The 20,279-nt window shown below is 61.2% G+C and carries 17 protein-coding genes; 13 read left to right on the top strand and 4 right to left on the bottom strand.

The window, feature by feature from the left end; translation table 11 throughout:
• Positions 1-8: 8 nt before the first annotated feature.
• Positions 9-2,615, bottom strand: a complete 2,607-nt coding sequence (locus H7R73_RS18075; protein WP_039040352.1) for a TonB-dependent receptor plug domain-containing protein — start codon at positions 2,613-2,615, stop codon at positions 9-11.
• Positions 2,616-2,725: 110 nt separating this feature from the next.
• On the opposite strand from H7R73_RS18075, the gene H7R73_RS18070 reads away from it, so the two are divergent.
• The 6 genes from H7R73_RS18070 to H7R73_RS18045 all read left to right on the top strand — a co-directional run bounded on the left by H7R73_RS18070 (position 2,726) and on the right by H7R73_RS18045 (position 9,482).
• A complete protein-coding gene (locus tag H7R73_RS18070; protein WP_103259636.1) occupies positions 2,726-2,998 on the top strand; it encodes a hypothetical protein in 273 nt (90 codons plus the stop codon).
• Between the two features lie 356 nt (positions 2,999-3,354).
• The gene (locus tag H7R73_RS18065) at positions 3,355-4,380 is read left to right on the top strand and encodes an ABC transporter permease subunit (protein WP_010675471.1); all 1,026 of its coding nucleotides are present in this window, start codon (positions 3,355-3,357) and stop codon (positions 4,378-4,380) included.
• A gap of 2 nt (positions 4,381-4,382) precedes the next feature.
• Positions 4,383-5,426 (top strand): ABC transporter permease, encoded by a 1,044-nt coding sequence (locus tag H7R73_RS18060; RefSeq protein WP_041212459.1) that lies wholly within the window; start codon positions 4,383-4,385, stop codon positions 5,424-5,426.
• 82 nt (positions 5,427-5,508) lie between these two features.
• Entirely contained in the window at positions 5,509-7,326 is a 1,818-nt protein-coding gene (locus tag H7R73_RS18055) for an extracellular solute-binding protein (RefSeq protein ID WP_039040350.1), read from the top strand.
• A 25-nt stretch (positions 7,327-7,351) separates the two neighbouring features.
• Positions 7,352-8,389: an ABC transporter ATP-binding protein gene (locus H7R73_RS18050; RefSeq protein ID WP_103259637.1), complete on the top strand. Its 1,038-nt coding sequence runs from the start codon at positions 7,352-7,354 to the stop codon at positions 8,387-8,389.
• A gap of 91 nt (positions 8,390-8,480) precedes the next feature.
• Positions 8,481-9,482 carry an ABC transporter ATP-binding protein gene (locus H7R73_RS18045; protein WP_041212969.1) on the top strand — a complete coding sequence of 334 codons (1,002 nt, stop codon included), beginning with the start codon at positions 8,481-8,483 and terminating at the stop codon, positions 9,480-9,482.
• Positions 9,483-10,111: 629 nt separating this feature from the next.
• Here the strand turns inward: H7R73_RS18045 and H7R73_RS18040 are convergent.
• Entirely contained in the window at positions 10,112-11,563 is a 1,452-nt protein-coding gene (locus H7R73_RS18040) for an aminoacyl-histidine dipeptidase (protein ID WP_039040348.1), read from the bottom strand.
• Positions 11,564-12,489: 926 nt separating this feature from the next.
• Between H7R73_RS18040 and gpt the strand changes: the two genes are divergently transcribed.
• From gpt to H7R73_RS18010, 6 genes are all read left to right on the top strand, one after another.
• Positions 12,490-12,957, top strand: a complete 468-nt coding sequence (gpt, locus tag H7R73_RS18035) for a xanthine phosphoribosyltransferase (RefSeq protein ID WP_039040347.1) — start codon at positions 12,490-12,492, stop codon at positions 12,955-12,957.
• A 174-nt stretch (positions 12,958-13,131) separates the two neighbouring features.
• Positions 13,132-14,400 carry an esterase FrsA gene (gene frsA / locus H7R73_RS18030; protein ID WP_010675462.1) on the top strand — a complete coding sequence of 423 codons (1,269 nt, stop codon included), beginning with the start codon at positions 13,132-13,134 and terminating at the stop codon, positions 14,398-14,400.
• A 62-nt stretch (positions 14,401-14,462) separates the two neighbouring features.
• The gene (gene crl, locus H7R73_RS18025) at positions 14,463-14,855 is read left to right on the top strand and encodes a sigma factor-binding protein Crl (RefSeq protein ID WP_039040346.1); all 393 of its coding nucleotides are present in this window, start codon (positions 14,463-14,465) and stop codon (positions 14,853-14,855) included.
• A gap of 145 nt (positions 14,856-15,000) precedes the next feature.
• Positions 15,001-16,104 carry a glutamate 5-kinase gene (gene proB / locus H7R73_RS18020; RefSeq protein WP_010675460.1) on the top strand — a complete coding sequence of 368 codons (1,104 nt, stop codon included), beginning with the start codon at positions 15,001-15,003 and terminating at the stop codon, positions 16,102-16,104.
• A gap of 32 nt (positions 16,105-16,136) precedes the next feature.
• Positions 16,137-17,393, top strand: coding sequence for a glutamate-5-semialdehyde dehydrogenase (locus H7R73_RS18015; RefSeq protein WP_262512438.1), 1,257 nt, complete (start codon positions 16,137-16,139; stop codon positions 17,391-17,393).
• 156 nt (positions 17,394-17,549) lie between these two features.
• Positions 17,550-18,185, top strand: a complete 636-nt coding sequence (locus H7R73_RS18010; RefSeq protein WP_042016892.1) for a murein L,D-transpeptidase catalytic domain family protein — start codon at positions 17,550-17,552, stop codon at positions 18,183-18,185.
• 92 nt (positions 18,186-18,277) lie between these two features.
• On the opposite strand, the gene H7R73_RS18005 is transcribed toward H7R73_RS18010, so the two are convergent.
• The gene (locus tag H7R73_RS18005; protein WP_103259638.1) at positions 18,278-18,709 is read right to left on the bottom strand and encodes a universal stress protein; all 432 of its coding nucleotides are present in this window, start codon (positions 18,707-18,709) and stop codon (positions 18,278-18,280) included.
• Between the two features lie 194 nt (positions 18,710-18,903).
• On the opposite strand from H7R73_RS18005, the gene H7R73_RS18000 reads away from it, so the two are divergent.
• A complete protein-coding gene (locus H7R73_RS18000; RefSeq protein WP_041212464.1) occupies positions 18,904-19,647 on the top strand; it encodes a hypothetical protein in 744 nt (247 codons plus the stop codon).
• A 42-nt stretch (positions 19,648-19,689) separates the two neighbouring features.
• On the opposite strand, the gene H7R73_RS17995 is transcribed toward H7R73_RS18000, so the two are convergent.
• Positions 19,690-20,193 (bottom strand): RNA methyltransferase, encoded by a 504-nt coding sequence (locus H7R73_RS17995; protein WP_103259639.1) that lies wholly within the window; start codon positions 20,191-20,193, stop codon positions 19,690-19,692.
• Positions 20,194-20,279: the final 86 nt, after the last annotated feature.

Genomic DNA, 20,279 nt, shown 5'->3' with positions numbered 1-20,279 from the left:
CTGGTGGATTAGAACTTCTGGCTGTAGTCGAGGTAGTAGATGCGACCGTCGATGCTGTAGAGCTCGTCGTCATAGGTGAAGCCATCGCTCTCGAGGGACGGGCCCACGTTGAACATGTTCTTCACGCCGACCTGGATCTTGCCGTTCCAGGGCGCTTCCACGCCGACGTTCAGGTTCCAGGTGGTCTGGGACGCGATGTGGCCCACTTCCTCACCGGTATCGGCGATGTAATCCTGGCTCTGGGAGTCGATGTAGTTCGCGCTCAGGTAGGTATCCATGTTCCACCATTGGGGAACGTTGACACCCACACCGGAGCTGAAGCGCATCTGGGGCAGACCGTTCTGGCCGATCTTGTCGATGATGGGACCACCGGCGTACAGACCTTCCTTGTATTTCAGGATGTAGGTACCGCCCAGGTCATAACGCACTGTGGCGTAGTTCAGGTCGTAGGTGTAATCCACCTTCAGGTCGAGGCCGGAGGTCTCGAGGGTCCCCAGGTTGACCATGGGTGCGATGGCGTTGCTGATCTTGCCCTGGCTGTTGCGGGTGATGCTGCTGGAGCTGCCGCTGTTCAGTTCGTCATAGATGAGAGACTGCAGGGAGTTCAGCTGGATCACGTCCTCGATCTTGATGGTGTAGTAGTCCAGGGAGAGGTTCAGGTCATCCACCGGGCTGTAGGCCACCCCGAAGTTCCAGGTGTCCGCGGTCTCTTCCTTCAGATCCTCGTTGGAGGTACGGGTGGTGTCGTACTGGCGGTTCGGGCAGTCAGCCGCGGAGATGCCGTTGGCCTCGCAGTAGACGTAATCCTTCGCCCAGTCGGCAGAGAAGGAGTCAGCCGAGTAGAGATCGCTCAGGCTGGGGGCGCGGAACGAACGGGACCAGGAGGTGCGCAGCATCAGGTTGTCCAGCGGCTGGTAACGCAGGCTCGCCTTGGGGGAGAAGGCGCTGCCGAAGTCGCTGTACTTGTCGAAGCGACCGGCCACGTTCAGCTCGATCTGCTCGGTGATGGGCACCAGGGACTCGATGTAGGCGGCAGTCACGTCACGCACGCCACCGGAGGAGTTGCCGGAGGAGCCGATGATGTTGCCGGCTTCGGACTGGGCGTCGTATTTGTCGGCATAGACCCAGTCGTTGTACTCGGCACCGGCGTACCAGCTGACCGGACCGGCCGGCAGTTCACCCATGTCCCACTGGACACCGGCGTACCACTGGTAGAAGTCCATGGTGGAGCGGCGGCTGGTGTCGGCGGCCATGGAGGCCGTGGTGGAGGCGTCGAACTCGCCACCGACGAACTTGCCGTCGGCGACCGCCTGCTGGGCGGCGGACTTCAGCACGTAACCGGTGCCGTTCTCCTTGTTGTCGGTCTTGGAGTACATGTAGCCGGCGTTCCACTGCATGTCGCCGACGCTTTCGGTGGCGATGGTGCCTTCGAAGCCGAGGTTCATGCTGCCGGTGGTGTCGGTGACATAGTTGTCACGGGGACCGACGTTGCTGAAGCGGTAGTAGGCGTAGGCAGCCTCACCCAGACCCTGGGTGGCGGCGGCATCCAGGCCGTTGTCGGCGAAGAACTGGGCGTTCTTCGGGTTGGCCGGGTCAATGGTGAAGGCACCGGCGGCCGGGGCGAAGCGGCCAAAACTCTCGACTCGGGAGCCGATGATCTGCGGCACGAAGTCCACATTGTCGTTGATGTGGTAGCGACCGTTCACGTACAGGGTGTCACGGCTGCGGGAGGCCGTGGTGGCCGCGACCTGGCCGTAGTTGAAGTTACAGCCGCCCTCGAACCCGACGAAGGGCTCCTTGCATGAGCCGTCGGCATTGGTGGCGCCGGCCAGGGGGCCGTATTTCCAGATGGGGTCGCCGTTGGCGTCAAGACCCGTGATCCCTTCCACGTTGCGGCCGTAGGGGCTGGGGGAGTCGTTGCCCTGTTTGGAGAGATAGTCACGATCCCGGGCGTAGATAACGTCCTTCTTGTCGTGCTCGTAGACCGCCATCAGGGAGCCCTTCTCGCCGGCCACCCCTGCCACGATGGAGCCGCTCTTCTCGTCGCCGCCCTCTTCGCTCGGGGAGCCGATGCGGCCCTGGAAGTCCAGCCCTTCGTAGCCCTCTTTGAGCACCACGTTGATCACGCCACCGATGGCGTCGGAACCATAGATGGCGGAGCCGCCGTCCAGGTTGACCTCGACCCGCTCAACGGCGGCCATGGGGATGGTGTTGAGGTTGATGGAGGTGCCGCCCATGGTGGGGGAACCCGCTACCCGCTTGCCGTTCAGCAGAACCAGGGTACGCTCGGAACCCAAGCCGCGCAGGCCGACGGTGGATTGGGACTGGAAGGAGCTGCCGGAGGCAGGGGAGACGCCGCCAAAGGAGTTGTAGGAGGCTTGCTTGAGGTAATCGGCGACGGTCTGCTGACCGGATTGCTCGATTTTCGCCTTGGTCACGGAGACGACCGGGGTGGCGCCTTCCACATCGACCCGGGAGATCCGCGAGCCGGTGACCTTGATTTTTTGCAGTTTTTCTACGTTCTGGCCCTCTTCGGCCAGGACAGGGGTGGCCACAACTGCCGCGCTCGCCAAGGCAAACGCTACGGCAGCAGAGAGTCTGCTTTTCCTAAGCATCGCTAGTATCCTTCCTGATTGTTTATTGTTTGCTTCCATTACCGCCCTCGTTGGAGCGGTGCGTAAGGCTTATCAAGGTTTGGTGATGGACGTCAAATGGAGCGGCGGGGATGGGGGCAGCAGAGGGAATTAGATGGGAATATGCACTTGATGGAATATTTTTGGCGTTTTATTCCGTAAATGTTGCGTCAACTTATGTAAAGATGTTGTTAAGTTCGATTTTTACAATTTTATTGATTATTTTTGAACTTATCGATAAGTCGCTTGTCACTCCGGTGCCGATATCGAGAAAACGGTTTTTTGCAGTATTTTCATCTGCTTTTATGGCGAGAGCGTTTTCCGGGGAACGGATGGTGGGGGAGGCTATCCCTCTTCTTTTATAGGTAAATGAGAAAATAACCCGACTTATCCTTAACTTGTTGATTTTATTCTGTTTGATATAGATTAAAACACCTGTGTAATTAATTTTTTAATAATTAAAATCGAGTTGGACGGGTAGGCGTAGCAGTTTTTTATATTGAAGTTGGTTTTTTTGGAAAAAATCATCCGCGGGATATGCTGCGGGGGGACATTCCTGGTCGCAGACAGGGTTCTACTTGATTTTTGTTGCAGAGCTTTTACAGTGACCGAGCCGGATTGTCTGCCAATGCCAGTCAATTCAGTGAGTAATGCCAGGTAAGGATAGGCCCGTCACCGGATGTGACTGGCCATAAAAGAACAACAAGGACGAGGTTCCACCATGCTGTCGTATTTCCTACGTCGGATGCTTTTGATCATCCCGACGTTTCTCGGTATCACCCTGCTCGTCTTCACCATCACCCGCTTCGTGCCGGGCGGCCCGGTCGAGCGCATGCTGCTGCAGGCGCAGGTCTCGCAAAACGAGTCCGGCCGCTCCAGTGGCAGCAAGGGGGCGCAGGCACTCTCCGACGAACAGATTGAAGAGCTCAAGGCGTTCTACGGTCTCGACAAGCCCATGCTGGTCGCCTACTGGGACTGGTTGCAGAAGCTGGCGGTGCTGGATCTCGGGGAGTCGACCCGTTATTACGAGCCGGTGTGGGATCTCATCAAGGAGAGGTTGCCGGTGACCGCCTTCTTCGGGCTCGCCACCTTTCTGCTGAGTTATGCCGTCTCCATCCCGCTCGGGGTGGCCAAGGCGCTCAGGCACAACAGCCGCTTCGATTCCCTGAGCTCCATGCTCATCTACATGGCCTATGCGCTGCCCGCCTACGTGGTGGGGATCTTCCTCATCACCGTCTTTGCGTTCCATCTGGAGTGGTTGCCCATGGGGGGCTTCCCGGGGGACGAGTTTGACGGGATGGAGAGCAGCTGGGATCAGATCCGCACCGTCTTCGCCCACGCGCTGCTGCCCCTCATCGCCTACGCCATCGGGGATTTCGCCATCCTCACCATGACCATGAAGAACAGCCTGATGGAGAACCTGTCGGCGGATTATGTGCGCACCGCCGTGGCCAAGGGGTTGCCGTTTCGCAAGGCGGTGACCGATCACGCCATGCGCAACAGCCTGATCCCCATCGCGAGTCACTTAGGGTCGGTGCTCACCGTCTTCTTCGGGGGCTCCTTCCTCATCGAGACCATCTTCAACATCGACGGCATCGGCCTGCTCGGTTACGAGGCCATTGTCGAGCGGGATTACCCCACCGTCATGGGCATTCTGGCCATCACCTCCATGCTGATGCTGGTGGGCAACATTGTCTCCGACATCTGCGTTGCCCTGGTCGATCCTCGCGTGCGGTTTGGAGAGTGAGCATGAACCTGAATCCGGTAACTCTGAAAAAACTCAAGCGCTTCAAGTCGATAAAGCGCGGCTACTACTCCTTTGTCATCTTTTCGGTCCTGGTGGTCATCTCTCTGCTGGCGGAGCTGCTGGTCAACAGCCGGGCCCTGGCGGTGAGCTATCAGGGGGAGCTCTATTTCCCCACCTATGGGGATGTGATCCCGGGCCAGCACTTCGGGCTCGACTACGAGTACGAGACCAACTATCGCCAGCTCAAGAGCCAATTTGCGAAGGAAGATAAGGGGGACTGGGTGTTGCTGCCCCTGGTCCCCTGGAACCCCTATGAGCAGGACTTCAAGGAGGAAGCTTATCCGCCCTATGCCCCGAGCCTGGCGGAGCGCCACTTCCTCGGCACCGACACCAGCGGTCGCGACGTATTGGCACGGCTGGTCTACGGCTTTCGCATCGCCATCGGCTTTGCCTTCATCGCGCTGGTGGCGAGCTATGTCATCGGGGTCAGCATCGGCTGCATGATGGGGTTCCTCGGCGGTCGGTTCGATCTCCTGATGCAGCGTTTCATCGAGATCTGGTCCCAGGTGCCCTTCCTCTACGTCATCATGATCCTGGTCTCCCTGGCCAAGCCGAACTTCGGCCTGTTCGTCGGCATCAACGTGCTGTTCGGCTGGATGGGGATCACCTGGTACATGCGCACCCTCACCTACAAGGAGCGGGCGCGGGACTACGTGATGGCGGCGCGGGCCCAGGGGGCGAGCACCCGGCGCATCATCTTCAACCACATTCTGCCCAATACCCTGATGATGATCGTCACCCTGGCCCCGTTTGCCGTGGTGGGCAACATCTCCACCCTGACGGCGCTGGACTACCTGGGCTTTGGCCTGGCGCCGCCGACCCCGAGCTGGGGGGAGCTGCTCTCCCAGGGGATCAACAACCTCGACGCCATCTGGATCGTGAGTTCGGTGGTGGCGGCGGTGAGTCTGGTGCTCATCATGGTCTCCTTCATCGGGGAGGCCATCCGGGAGGCGTTCGATCCGCGCAAATTTACCCGTTATCAGTGAGCGGTGGCGCCTTGCCAGGGCACATCGACAGGACCCTTAATGAAGACGCCCCCAGTGCAGGGGCATGACCAGGAAGTCAAACATGAACAATAAAATCAAATGGACAGGTGCTCTCTTTCTGCTGTTGAACGGATCCTGGGTGTGGGCGGCCAGCCTGCCCGCGGATCTGACGTGGGAGACCAACGACACCGACCCCGTGTTCGCCTCTCCCAAGGCGCTGCCCGGCGGCAACCTCAATCTCTTCGTCGACAGCTTCCCGCTGACGTTTCGCACCGTGGGGCCGGATTCCAACGGCTCGTTCCGTTCCTTCATCCTCGACAACCAGATGAGGCTTATCAGCTTCCATCCCAACACGGGCAACCCCATTCCGGCCCTGGCGAATGCCTGGGCCATCGCGCCGGACAGCCAGACCGTCTATTTCAGGCTCGACCCGCGCGCCAAGTGGTCCGACGGCAAGCCGGTCACCGCCGATGACTACACCTTCGGCTACGAGATGATGCGCTCCAAGGACATCAAGGGCCCCTGGTTCAACAACTACTACACCACCGAGGTGGTGGCGGTGGAGAAGATTGACGACCACACCATCCTGGTCAAGGCGGGCAGCCGCAAGGCCAAGCTCGATCTCCTCAACACCACCGAACTGTGGCCCCAGCCCAAGCACTACTACAAGATGGGCCCGAACTGGGTGAAGCAGTACAACTGGGCCGTGGTACCCACCACGGGCCCCTACGTGATGAGCGACGTGAAGAAGGGCAAGTCCGTCACCTTCAGCAAGCAGAAGGAGTGGTGGGCAAAAGACGATCGCTACAACCAGCACAGGTTCAACCTCGACACCATCAAGGTGCAGGTGATCCGCGACCACAACATCGCGTTCCGCCACTTCCTCAAGGGGGAGCTGGACACCTTCGAGATGATCCTGCCCAACTGGTGGCATGAGAAAGCGGTCACCCCGGAGTACAAGCAGGGATACGTGCAGAAGGTGATGGCCATGACCGACACCAAGCAGGGGGGGCAGGGGGTTCACCTCAACGTGGCCAATCCCAAGCTGGCGGATCTCAACGTGCGGCTCGGCATTCAGCACGCCTTCAACATCGACAAGATGATAGAGACGGTGCTGCACGGCGATTATGACCGCGCTACCACCTTCGGCTCTGGCTTCGGGGCCTTCACCGACATCGCGCTCCCTGAGCGGGCCTACGACATCGCCAAGGCACGGGAGTACTTCGCCAAGGGCGGTTACGGCAAGCAGGGACCGGACGGCATCTTGCAAAACGACAAGGGAGAGCGGCTCACCCTGGCCCTCACCTACACCAGCCAGGAGCACTCCAAGCGGCTGACCGTGCTCAAGGAAGAGGCCAAGAAGGCGGGCCTGGATCTGGAGCTCAATCTGGTGGATGGCGCCACCGGCTTCAAGGTGATGCTGGAGAAGAAACACGAGGCGGCCTGGCTTGGCTGGGGGGGCGGCGGTCTCTATCCGCAATACTGGGAGTCCTTCCACTCCGACAACGCCAACAAGCCCCAGACCAACAACCTGTTCAACGTGGCTGACAAAGCGCTCGACAGCCTGATCGACGCCTACAACGTCGAGTTCGACATGGACAAGCGGGCCGCGCTTTCCCACCAGATCCAGCAGCGCATCTATGATCTCGCCATCTTCGTGCCCGGCGTTCAGCTCAACTACGTGCGAGCCAGCAGCTGGCGCTATGTGATGCTGCCGGAGGTGCCCGCCACCCGCAACACCCCGGATCTGCTCTACTGGCCTATGGATGGCTACCCCCACAGCAGTGGCGGCCTGCTCTGGATCGATCCCAAGGTGAAGGAGGAGACCCAGAAGGCCAAGGCTGACGGCAAGGCGCTGGCCCCCATCACCCTGATCGACAAGACCTATGCACATCATTGATGTGGCCCAGAAGGGAGCAGCAGTCATGCCCAACACACAGGCCGCCGCCCCCGGCACCAGCGATCATGAGGGGCAGTCTCTGTCCCCCATCCTCGAGGTGCGGGATCTCGAGGTGGAGTTCGCCGTCGACGACGGCAAGATCAAGGTGCTCGACGGGGTCAGCTTCCAGGTCGCCCCGGGCAAGACCCTGGGGATAGTCGGCGAGTCCGGCTGCGGCAAGAGCGTCACCTCGCTGGCCATCATGGGGTTGCTGCCAAGGCCCCACGGTCAGGTGGTGGCGGGTTCCATCCGCTTTCAGGGGGAGGAGCTGCTCAATCTGCCGCCGGAGCAGATGTACAAGGTGCGTGGCAACCGTATCTCCATGATCTTTCAGGAGCCCATGACGGCCCTCAACCCGGTGCAGACGGTCGGCGATCAGCTGATGGAGGTGTTTCGCCTCCACCGCCCCGATTACAGCAAGGCCCAGCGCCGTGACGCCGCCATCGCCATGTTGAAGAAGGTGGGGATCCCCGAGCCTGCCCAGCGTTTCGCGGCCTATCCCCACAATCTTTCCGGCGGCATGCGTCAGCGGGTGATGATCGCCATGGCGCTGGCCTGCGAACCGGCCCTGCTCATCTGCGACGAGCCGACCACGGCGCTCGATGTGACCATCCAGGCCCAGATCCTGGATCTGATGAAGGAGCTGCAAGCCCAGACCGGCATGGCCATCATCTTCATCACCCACGATCTCGGGGTGGTGGCGGAGCTGTGCGACGAGGTGGTGGTGATGTATGCCGGGCGTGCGGTGGAGCGGGCCGATATCTATGAACTGTTTGACCACCCGCGCCATCCCTATACTCATGGTCTGATGGCCTCGATCCCGCGTCTGGAAGATGTGCCAAAGAGCCTGCTCAAGACCATCAAGGGTCAGGTGCCCGCCCTGCACGAGATGCCGGCGGGGTGCCGTTTCTCCAACCGCTGCCCCCATGCCACGCCCCTTTGCGTGGAGACCATACCGGTGACCGAGCAGTTGAGCGAACGCCATGGGGTGGCCTGCCACCACTGGAAGGAGGTGAGCCTATGAACGGTCTGGTGTTACGGGGTGTCGCAGGGCAGCCTGGCGGCGGGAAGGCGACCAGGTCGTCTGCTGCCATGAATCGTCGGGGATGGAAGTCATGACCAGCTTGTTGTCGGTAAGCAATTTAAAGCAGCATTTCAAGATGGGTGGCGGTTTCTTGCGCAAGCAATACACCGTCTACGCGGTGGATGGCATCAGCTTTGATCTCAGGCAGGGGGAGACCCTTGGCCTGGTGGGAGAGTCGGGATGCGGCAAGTCCACCCTGGGGCGTTCGTTGCTCAAGCTGTTCGAGCCGAGCGCCGGCTCCATCACCTTCGAGGGGCGTGACATTACCCACCTCTCGCCCAAGGAGATGCGATCCCTGCGTCAGGAGATGCAGATCGTGTTCCAGGATCCCGCAGAATCCCTCAACAGCCGCCACACGGTGGGGCAGATCCTGGAGGAGCCCTTCATCATCCACGGCAAGGGCAACGCCGAACAGCGCCGGACATGGGTGCAGGAGCTGCTGGAGAAAGTCGGTTTGCCCGGCAGCGCGGTGGATCGCTATCCCCATGAGTTCTCTGGTGGCCAGCGCCAGCGCATCGGCATCGCCCGCGCCATCGCCCTCAAGCCCAAGCTGCTGGTGTGTGACGAGGCGGTGTCGGCGCTCGACGTGTCGGTGCAGTCCCAGATCGTGAACCTGCTGCTCAATCTGCAGCGGGAGATGAACCTCGCCATCATCTTCATCGCCCATGACCTGTCGGTGGTCAAGCACATCTCGGACAGGATTGCGGTGATGTATCTGGGCCGGATCGTCGAACTGGCCGAGGCCCAGGCACTCTACCTGGCACCACGCCATCCCTATACCCAGGCTCTCATCTCCGCCATTCCGGTGCCGGATCCACGGCGGCGCAGCCAGCGCATCCTGCTGACGGGAGATGTGCCGTCCCCCATTTCGCCGCCGAGTGGCTGCCACTTTCACCAGCGCTGCCCCCATGCAACGGATCTGTGCCGCACCCGCTCGCCCGCCCTTGAGGCGTGCGGCGGGCAGGGGCATCAGGTGGCCTGCCATTTCCCCTTACCCGTGCAGGAGGCGGTGCCGTTGGGAAAGGCGATATGATGCCGGCGCCCGCCACGTCGCGACCGGCATCGCTGCAAGGTGGCACCGAGGAGGCGCAATAAAGGCGGAAACGGGATAAAAAAATGGGGCCTGCGGGCCCCATCTTCATGGTTGGAGTTCAGGTTTGGCCGTGGGAATTCTGGCCCGGGCAGGACAGCGCCCCGATGGGGGTGGCTGCTGTGTGGATTGCTGAGTTGTTTTGTAGTTTTATTACGTTGCTAATTTCAACTTCCGGACAGGCGATATCAGGCGCCATAACGGAAGTAGTAATTGCGGGTTGCAGGCGCATAAGTGTCTTTCTCTTCAGCACCTTTCTTGCTGGTTGCACCCTTCAGGTGGAACAGCACTGCCAGATTCTCGAACATATGATGACCTCGTTTCTCTGTGGTTCATGGGTTGTGTGACCTTGGTCACGTTCTGATCCTAGGGGCATATGTGAGCTGGATCAACTTTTTGTGTTGTAAATTTACATAAATCATGGAAAGGGTTTTCAAATGCAGACCTGTTCATGGATACGATTTCAAGCCAGGGCCACGTATGGAGTCGGGGATATGAGAGAGGTGGCCGAGGAGGAAGTACAAAAAAGATGCCCCGCACGGGGCGGGGCATCGATATGGTCGTGAGCTGGCTTACTTGGCCGGGATATGTTCCAGCACGTGAACCAGCAGTTGCCAGAAACGCTCGACCGCCGGGATGTGTACCTTCTCCCCCGGTGCGTGGGCGCCACGGATGGTCGGGCCGAAGGAGACCATGTCCCAGTCCGGGTAGGCGCTCTTGAACAGACCGCACTCGAGGCCTGCGTGGATCACCATGACGTTCGGCATCTCGCCAAACAGGGTCTGGTAGCTGCTTCGCACCAGTGCCATGACCGGTGAGTCAACGTTCGGGGCCCAACCCGGGTAGGCGCCGGTGAACTCGCAGCTGGCGCCGGCCAGGGTGAACAGGGAGCGGGTCATCTGCTCGATGTTCTCGCGACCGGAATCGATGAGGGAGCGGATCAGGCACTGCACATAGACTTCCCCCTCGAGTGTCTTGATGACACCCAGGTTGGTGGAGGTCTCGGTTACGCCCGGGATGGCGTCGCTCATGCGCATCACCCCGTTCGGGCAGGCCATCAGGGCATCCAGCAGGCGGCTTTGCAGGGACTCGCTCATGAGCTGGGCCGGTTTCTCCCGGGCGGTGAGCAGCACGGTGAGGTTGGCCTCGGTGGCGGCCAGCTCGCTCTGATAGATGCCGGCGTAGCGGTCCACCAGGGCCTTGAAGTCAGCCACGCTGGCGGCGGGCACCAGCAGGCTGGCACGGGCCTCGCGGGGGATGGCGTTGCGCAGGGTGCCGCCGCTGAGATCGCCAAGGCGCACCCCCAGCGGTTCGGCGGCCTTGAGCAGACGGACCAGCAGCTTGTTGGCGTTGCCGCGGCCGCGATGGATGTCGACCCCGGAGTGGCCGCCGCGCAGGCCCTTGACCTGCAGCTCGAATCCTTCCCCCTCGGTGGCAGCGACCCGCTCCAGGGGGAAGCGGATATTGGCATCCACCCCGCCGGCGCAGCCCATGTAGACCTCGCCATCCTCTTCGGAGTCGGTATTGAGCAGGATCTCGCCTTCCAGCCAGCCCGCTTCCAGACCGAAGGCGCCGGTCATGCCGGTCTCTTCGTCGGTGGTCAGCAGCACTTCCAGCGGACCATGCTTGATGGTCTTGTCGGCCAGCACGGCCAGGCAGCCCGCCATGCCCATGCCGTTGTCGGCGCCCAGGGTGGTGCCGCGGGCAGTGACCCATTCACCGTCAATGTAGGCATCGATGGGATCGGTGGTGAAGTCGTGCTGGGTGTCGGCGTTGGCCTGGGGCACCATGTCGATGTGGGCTTGCAGCACCACGGCCTTGCGGTTTTCCATCCCCGGCGTGGCCGGTTTCTTGATGATGATGTTGCCGACGGCATCTTGCTTGACCGCCAGGCCTTCTCCCTGGGCCCACGCCACGATCCAGGCGCTCAGCTGGGCTTCGTGCTTGGAGGGGTGGGGGATGGAGCAGATCTGCTCGAAGAATTGCCAAATCAACTTGGGAGACAGAGAACTGAGCTGTGCCACGTCGGGACTCCTTACCAGCATGGAAAATGTCGGGCCCCACTCTGCGGGCCGGGGAAGAGGATAACGATAATACAGTCAATCACGCAAAAATGTGAGCGATCAGCGCAAATGACGCTCTGCTTGTGCTGGGAAAGGGAGCATGGATGGCGAACTTCACTGCCTGCCTTATTCGTGTCAGCACAACATCAACTTTGTGATGTTGGTCACAAAAATATTGTCTTTTTGGCGCCGGGTGGTAAATTAGCCGCCGTGGCCAGCCCACTTGTCAGGATGACAATCAATGCCTCCAGGGAACCGAAGCAAAGCAAGTGCGCCTCCATGGAACCGAGTGTCAGTTCAAGGATGTGAACCCGCATTAAGGTACGTAACTTGTTAAGCAATCAGGAGTTTATGATGTCAGGCAGCAATTCAACCTATTGGTTTGCCCAATCTCTCTATACCCAGGGCTTCAACTACCCGAATCCCTACGCCACCCGCCGTTAAGGCTCGCAGGCGTCACAGGTAACAGCAGCAGGTGTGTGAGGATCCTCTCCTCCCCCTGCTATTTTTTTGCCCGAATGTCATGAAGTGTGTGTCGAACGGCTACCATTTCGGTGTCGCCGGAGCCCTCCCAAAAGGGCGACAGAGCGGAAGATGGCGGACATTTCCTGTTTTTCGCATACGTTTGCCGCTCAATTTATCCATAAAGAGTGCTATCATACCGGCCCAACAGCCGGCCCGAGATCGGGAGTCCACCCGAGATGGCCGCCAGCTACATCCCATCCCTGTTCGCATTGCATCCGTTTTTGCCGCCGAGGCGTCAGCCCCGAGGCCGAAAAAGTGCAAGCAAAATTCGGGAAACGGGGTGCCAGAATTGACCTGAACCCGTCTCTTTGCCGGGTTCCGCCTCATAAGTGATTGCTTTATAACTCGTTGAGATCGATAGCATGCCAAAAAAGTTCTATGTATCGTGGGATAACCTGCAACGCGAAGCGCGCCGTCTGGCCCGTCGTCAACTGCCTGTCAGCCAGTGGAAAGGGATCATCGCCGTCAGTCGCGGTGGTCTGGTGCCTGCGGCCCTGATGGCCCGCGAACTTGGCATTCGCAATGTCGAAACCCTCTGCATCTCCAGCTATGACCACGACAACCAGCGCGAGCTGGTGGTGGTGAAGGCTGCCACCACCGCAGGTGACGGCGAAGGCTGGCTGGTGGTGGACGATCTGGTGGACACCGGCGGCACCGCCAAGGCGATCCGCGAGCTCTACCCCAGAGCCAAGTTCATCACCATCTTCGCCAAGCCCATGGGCGAACCCCTGGTGGATGACTTCGAAGTCGCCATTCCGCAGGACACCTGGATTGAACAGCCCTGGGACATGGCGCTGGAGTTCGCCAAGCCGATCTGCGACGAAGCGTAATCGCCCCACCGGTCGCGACCAGTGACTCCCCGGCATTCGGGAGCGGACTGATCCGTCGTGATGCAAGGTTGACCACATTGAGCCCCTTTTGGGGCTCAATGCGTTTATGGTGTGGCTGCTCGATGTGAAAAGTGGTTAAGATGGGACATTGTTTGAGACAGAAGAGCCACCATTTTGGAACCAAACGACGATACCAATCTGACGGAAAAGCTGTTTACCCGGGTCAAAAAGGTATTGGAAACTTCCGAAGTCTCCAACTCAAGCCCCGTCGACGAGCAAGACAGCGCACTGTCTGACAGCTTCATCGATGGCGCCCTGTCGCCCCGCTGGTATCGCCTGCTGCGCAGACCGACCTGGGCCTGGCAGGGGGCCGATCCCGTCGAGGTGGAGCAGACCCTGGCGCACATCGCCATGGGGCAGGGGGAGCGCAGTCACGAACGCTATCTGGACACCATCAAGGGCTATGTGCCCGGCAACTGGGTCTATGAGTGGAGTCAGCTCGCCGGCCGTTATTTCAATACGGGGCGGACGCTGCTGGGGGAAGGGGATCGCGCCGCGGCGCTGAAGAGCCTGCTCAAGGCAGTGCGCTACTACTCCATCGCAAGCTACCCCCACCTCAAGCACGACGAGCTGGCGGATCAGGCCCAGTTGCTCGGCAACATGGCCTATCGCGAGGCCGGGCGCCTGTTCAAGGTGCCCCTCAAGGAGTTGCAGGTCCCGTTTCGGGGCAAGACCATCCAGGGCTACCTGCATCTGCCCACCACCGAGAAACCTGTGCCCCTGGTCATCGTCAGCGGTGGCATCGATTCGCTTCAGGTGGACTTCCTCAATTTCTATTTCAAGTGTCTCGAGCCCCACGGCATCGGGATGCTCTCCCTGGACATGCCGGGCACCGGCTATGCCGAGCACTGGCCCCTGGTGCAGGACACCAGCCGCCTGCACCAGGCGGTGCTCAACTACCTCTCGGAGGTGGCCTGGGTCGATCACCAGCGCATCGCCATGGTGGGGTTCCGCCTCGCCGGCAATGTGGCGGCCCGTCTCGCCTTCGTCGAGCCATTCAAGCTTCGGACCGTGGTCTGCATCGGTGCCGGCATCAACCAGGTGTTCACCAATCAGGAGATGTTCGCCCGCTGCCCGCGCATGATGCGCGACGGGCTGGCGAACCGGCTGGGGGCGGACGCGGCCCAGTGGGATCTGCTGCGCACCAAGTGCCAGGTCTTCTCCCTCAAGACCCAGGGGTTGCTGGGGAGTCGCACTTCCGTGCCGATATTGAGTATCGGGCACAAGAAAGATTTTATTTGTCCCGAGCAGGATGTCCGGGCATTGGCCGCTGCGAGTCGCAACGGCAAGGCGGTGGTGTTTGACAAGCAGCCGCTGCTCGAGGTCTATGACGAGGCACTGAAAGAGACGGTAGATTGGCTAAAAAAGCACTTATGTACATGATATAAAACTAAAAATGTAACATCATCATGTGATGGTATGGCTTGTTCAACAGGGAGGTTAGCATGTCAGAAAGAGTGACTTACAAGCGATTGCTGCGGCAGTTCGCGGCCATTGGCCCCTATTTGCGTGAAGACCTGTGCGAGGAGGGCCGCTACCGCTTTGACTGCCTGTCCGTCTGCGTCAGCGCCAAGCCTGCCCCGGACAAGCGGGAGTTCTGGGGCTGGTGGCTGGTGCTGGAGCAGGCGGATCACAGCTTCAGCTACCACTATCAGACGGGGTTCTACAACGCGGACGGGGAGTGGATCGACAAGGCGCTGCCCAAGAAGCATCAGGCGGAAGTGGAACGCACCCTGCAACATTTCTACAAGCTGATCAGCGGCAAGTTGACCCAGCTGGAGTGCACCCTCTCCCCCGCGAAGCAGGTGACCGCCGAACTGAGCGTGACGGCAGCCTGATCCCCAAGCCCCGCATCTTCCCGGTGCGGGGTACCCCGATGCTTTGTCACCGAGCCCGCAACTGCCTGGCGAGGCTTAATTGCCTTGCAGGGCAGGGGGGCCGTGGGTATAAAGGGATTCCTTACTTTTCTAACCCTTCGTTCCCATGGAAAACAGAACCATAGTCGTCAAACTGGGCACCAGCGTGCTCACCGGGGGATCTGCCCGCCTCAACCGTGCCCACATGGTCGAGCTGGTCAGACAATGTGCCGCCTTGCATCGACACGGGCACCGTGTCGTACTGGTCACGTCGGGGGCCATCGCCGCCGGTCGTGAGCATCTGGGCCACCCTCCGCTGGCGCCTACCCTGCCGAACAAACAGATGCTGGCGGCGGTGGGTCAGACCCAGCTCATCCGGGTATGGCAGGACCTGTTCAACCTCTACGGGCTGCACATCGGCCAGATGCTGCTGACCCGCGCCGACCTGGAAGACAGGGAGCGCTACCTCAATGCCCGCGACACCCTGCGCACTCTGCTCGATCACCGCATCATCCCCGTCATCAACGAGAACGACGCCGTGGCCACCGCCGAGATCAAGGTGGGGGACAACGACAACCTCTCCGCCCGTGCCGCCATCCTGGCGGATGCGGACTTGCTGATCCTGCTCACGGATCAGAAGGGGCTCTTCACCGCCGACCCGCGCACCAACCCGGATGCCCAGCTCATCGAAGAGGTGCAGACCATAGACGACACCCTGCGCTCCCTCGCCGGTGACAGCGTGAGCGGCCTTGGCACCGGTGGCATGGCCACCAAGTTGCAGGCCGCCGACGTGGCGCGCCGCGCCGGGGTGGACGTGGTGATCGCCACCGGCCAGATCCCGGAAGTGATCGGCCGACTCGCCGCCGGGGAGCGGGTGGGGACCCTGTTCCCGGCCCTGGCATCCCCCCTGGAAGGGCGCAAGAGCTGGATCCTGGCAGGGCCCCCTCCTCACGGCGAAGTGCAGGTGGATCAGGGGGCCGTGGCCGCCATGCAGGAGAAGGGCTCCAGCCTGCTGCCCAAGGGCATCGTCGCGGTGAAGGGAGATTTCGTGCGCGGCGACGTGGTGCGTATCCTGGATCCCAAGGGGAGCGAGCTGGCTCGCGGTATCTGCCGTTACGACCATCTGGAGCTGGATCGGCTGCGGGGTGTCCACTCGGATCAGATTGAACAGGTATTGGGTTACGGCTATGGGGCCGTGGCCATCCACCGTGATGACATGGTGCTGCTCTGAACAGGGCGGCACCGCATGAACAAAAGGGAACTGTGATGAGTCTGGAGAAAATGGGGCAGGCGGCCCGTGAAGCTGCCTATCAACTGGCCACCGTCAGCACGGCACAGAAGAACCGGGCGCTGGCGGCCATCGCCGATGAACTGGAAGCACGCAGTGCCCAGATCCTGGCGGCCAACGAGAAAGACATCGCCGCCGGGCGCGAGGCGGGGCTCACTGAAGCCATGCTGGATCGCCTGCTGCTCAACCCGGCACGCCTTGCCGGCATAGTGGCGGATGTGCGCAAGGTGATCACCCTGGACGATCCGGTCGGGGCCGAAATCGACAGCCGGGTGCTGGAGAACGGCTTGCGCCTCTCCCGTCGCCGGGTGCCCATCGGGGTCATCGGCGTCATCTACGAGGCGCGCCCCAACGTCACCATCGACATCGCCAGCCTCTGCCTCAAGACCGGCAACGCCAGCATTCTGCGCGGCGGCCGCGAGACCTTCCACTCCAACCTGGAGCTGGTGCGGGTGATCCAGCATGCCCTGGCGGCGTCCGGTCTGCCCGAGGCGGCGGTGCAGTACATCGACAACCCGGACAGGGCGCTGGTGGCCGAGTTGCTGCGCCTCGACCGCTACGTGGACATGATCATCCCCCGCGGCGGCGCGGGTCTTCACAAGATGTGCAAGGAGAACAGCTCCATCCCCGTCATCATCGGCGGGTTCGGTATCAGCCATATCTTCGTGGACGAGAGCGCCGATCTGGCGCGTTCCCTGGCGGTCATCGAGAACGCCAAGGTGCAGCGCCCCTCCGCCTGCAACGCCCTCGATACCCTGCTGGTACACGAGAAGGTGGCGGCTACCTTGCTGCCGCAACTGGTGGCTCTGATGAACGAGCGCAAGGTGACTCTGGTGGGGGCGCCCAACGCCATGGCGCTGCTGGCTGGCAGCGACAACCTGTGCGACGCGGGGCCGGAAGATTTCGACACCGAGTGGCTGGGGCTGACCCTGGGGGTCAAGGTGGTGGCGGACGTCAACGAGGCGCTCGCCCATATGCGCGAGCACAACGCCGGCCACTCCGATGCCATCCTGACCAACTCCCTCGCCAATGCCGAGCGTTTCGTCAACGGGGCCGGTTCGGCGGCGGTCTATGTCAACGCCTCCACCCGCTTCACCGACGGCGGCCAGTTTGGCCTCGGGGCCGAGGTGGCGGTCTCGACCCAGATGCTTCACGCCCGTGGCCCCATGGGGCTGACCGAACTCACCAGCTACAAGTGGGTGGGGCAGGCGGATTATCTCAGCCGTGCCTGATCCAGGCACGCTCAGCAAGCAGGACAATGCCGACTCAGGTCGGCATTTTTGTGCTTTTTTATTGCTCGCAATCAATGGCTTGCATATAACTATCCAGCAGGATGCGGTGTCACCCGGGGCATCAGGCCAGCGACAGCAAGGGGAGCAACTTCAAGGATGAAGGGACAGGATAGGAGTGCGTGGTGGGGCAGCCTCTGGCTGAGCCTGCCACTGCTGCTGGGGGCGCTCTGTTTCAGCGGCGCCAGCCACGCCAGCTGGGACCAGGATCTCTATCGTCAGCTCGGGCTGGCCGGCAAGCTCGACAGCCGCGTGTTTCGCAAGGCCCTGGACGGTTACCAGAGCGTGCGCCACAAGCGAAAACCCATTCTCACCATCATCGACTACAGCAAGCCCTCGACCATGCGCCGGCTGTTCGTCATCGACGTCAAGCGCCACAAGCTGCTCTACCACACCTGGGTCAGCCACGGCCGCAATTCGGGAGAGCTGGCCGCCCGCCAGTTCTCCAATCAGATGAATTCCCGGCAAAGCTCCCTCGGGGTCTACCGCACCGCCGAGACCTATCAGGGCAAGCACGGTTACTCCCTGCGTCTCGACGGCCTCAGTCCCGGCAAGAACAGCAATGCCCGCAAGCGCGCCATCGTGGTGCACGGGGCGGACTACGCCAGCCCCAGGCATCTGCAGAAGTTTGACAAGCTGGGGCGCAGCTGGGGATGCCCGGCCCTGCCAAGGGAGCAGTCCAGGGCCATTATCGACACCATCAAGGGAGGGAGCGTCATCTATGCCCATGGCTGAGACCCTGCCCGCGAGTCTGCTGCGATGAGCATCTCATGGCAATCAACAGCAAAAAGGCCAGCATATGCTGGCCTTGGCGCATCAGGCGGGGATTATTTGCGGACCACCAGCACAGGGCAGGGTGCGTGGCGCACCACGGATTCCGCCACGCTGCCCACCAGCAGGTGGCTGATACCGGAGCGGCCATGGCTGCCCATGACCACGAGATCCACCTTGTCTTCCTTCGCCTGGAGGACGATTTCATCGGCGGCGCGGCCAAAGCGGACCTCGAACTTGGCCGGAATGGGCAGGCAGACGACCAGCTCCTTGAGCTGACTCTTGGCCTGGCGCTCCATCTCGTGGGTGATCTCGATGGCCGTCATGTGCAGGATCTTGTAGCTGTCGAAGCCGTGCAGCTGATCCACCACGTGGACCAGTTTGAGCTCGGCCTGGTGGGTGTTGGCCATGAAGACGGCGTAGTCGAGTACCGCTCTGGACATCTCGGAAAAATCGACGGGGCAGAGCAGGGATTTGATGGTTGGCATGAGAATCTCCCCTCAAGTTGGGCTACTAATGAATCTTGTTTGCCATGATACGCTGTGGGGCGACAATAACCCTCGACCCGCTCGCAAAATGGGGAAAATGTCGGCCGGGACTCTGTTTTTCTATGCTATCTGTATGCCTGAACGGGCCGTCCGGCGGTGAGCATCTGCCGAGTGCCATATCACTGAGGATATTCATGGTTCGTCTTTTTCTGTTCTGTTGCCTGCTGATCACCTCGTTCGTGCGGGCAGACACCATACACGTCTATTGCGACGACTGGCCCGGCTTCTGTCACCGGGACGGCAAGGGGGTCTATCTGGATGTGGTTCGAGCCATCTATGAACCCCTGGGGCACGAGGTGAAGCTTCACATGGTGCCTTACAAACGGGCACTGGCGGTGGTGTCGCAAAAGGAGGGGGATATGGCGATGGGGGTCTATCGGGGAGAGGTGCCCGGGGTCCATCAGCCCGACTACCCCGACTCGGCGGACTACGTGAGCGCGGTGATGCAAAAGCGCTGGCTGCCGCACTGGGCAGGGGAGCACAGCCTCAAGGAGCAGGAGGTGCTCTGGCTGAGGGGGTGGGCCTTTGACAAGTTCATTCCGGAGCCGATGCGCTGGTTCGAGATAGACAGCCACGAGATGGCGCTGCAATTGCTGATCAAGGGGCGTTACCGCTACTACCTGACCGACGGCGCCCTCTACCCCGAAGGCTCCCTTCCCCCCGAGCTGGTACAGGTATTCCTGCGCTGGATCCCTACCTACCCCATCTTCGCCGATACCCCGAAGGGCAGGCAGTTGCACGGGCTCTGGGATCCCGGCATGCGCACCCTGATAAGGCAGGGCAAGCTGGCGGAGATCTATCGGCAGAACAAGCTCTACGACTACTACCAGGACTTTCTCAGGGAGCAGGTGGTGCGGGCGAACAAGCCACAGCCCTAGCTGTCGGGCCTGATAACGTCATCGGGCCCCTCTTGTCCTGCCTCAGCCTTTGGCGCTGAGCGTCTTGGCCAACCGGTCATAGAGGATGACGTTGACCGAGGCGGCCAGGTTCATGCAACCCTGAGTCGGCACATAGATGACCTCCTTCACCGCCGCGAAGCGGGCGGGTTCCAGGGTGCCATCCTCCGGGCCGAAGATGTAGAAGGCTCTCTCGGGGTGCACGTAATCCGGCAGGGGCGTGGCCCCCTCGATCAGATCCACCAGCACTGGGGTGCAGCCCTCGGGCACGAAGTCCAGCAGATCCTCGACCCCGAGCAGGGGTATCTTCTCCACCATCTGCTTGGTGTCGGTGACAAAACGCCTCGCCAGCTCGAAGCGCTGCCCCGTGTAGTAGACCTCGTCCGCCCCGTAGCAGCCGGCGGCCCGCATCACGGCACCCACGTTCTCCGGGGATTTGGGATTGACCAGCCCGATGGCGCAATAGTCCCCTCCCTCCCGGGCATCTGCCCGGTGCTGCCCGGCAGCGCCTTCATCTGACACTTTCATCTCTCTCTCCTGTGTGGCGGCGCATTATACCCCCGGTGGGCCCCTTTCCCAGCGTGCGGGGCGGATTCCCGCAAGGCGGGCCCAAC

The sequence above is a fragment of the Aeromonas sp. WP2-W18-CRE-05 genome (assembly GCF_014168615.1).
Taxonomy (GTDB): Bacteria; Pseudomonadota; Gammaproteobacteria; order Enterobacterales; family Aeromonadaceae; genus Aeromonas; species Aeromonas caviae.
The sequence above is the reverse complement of the archived record's forward strand: the minus strand, read 5'-3'. Positions and strand labels throughout refer to the sequence as shown.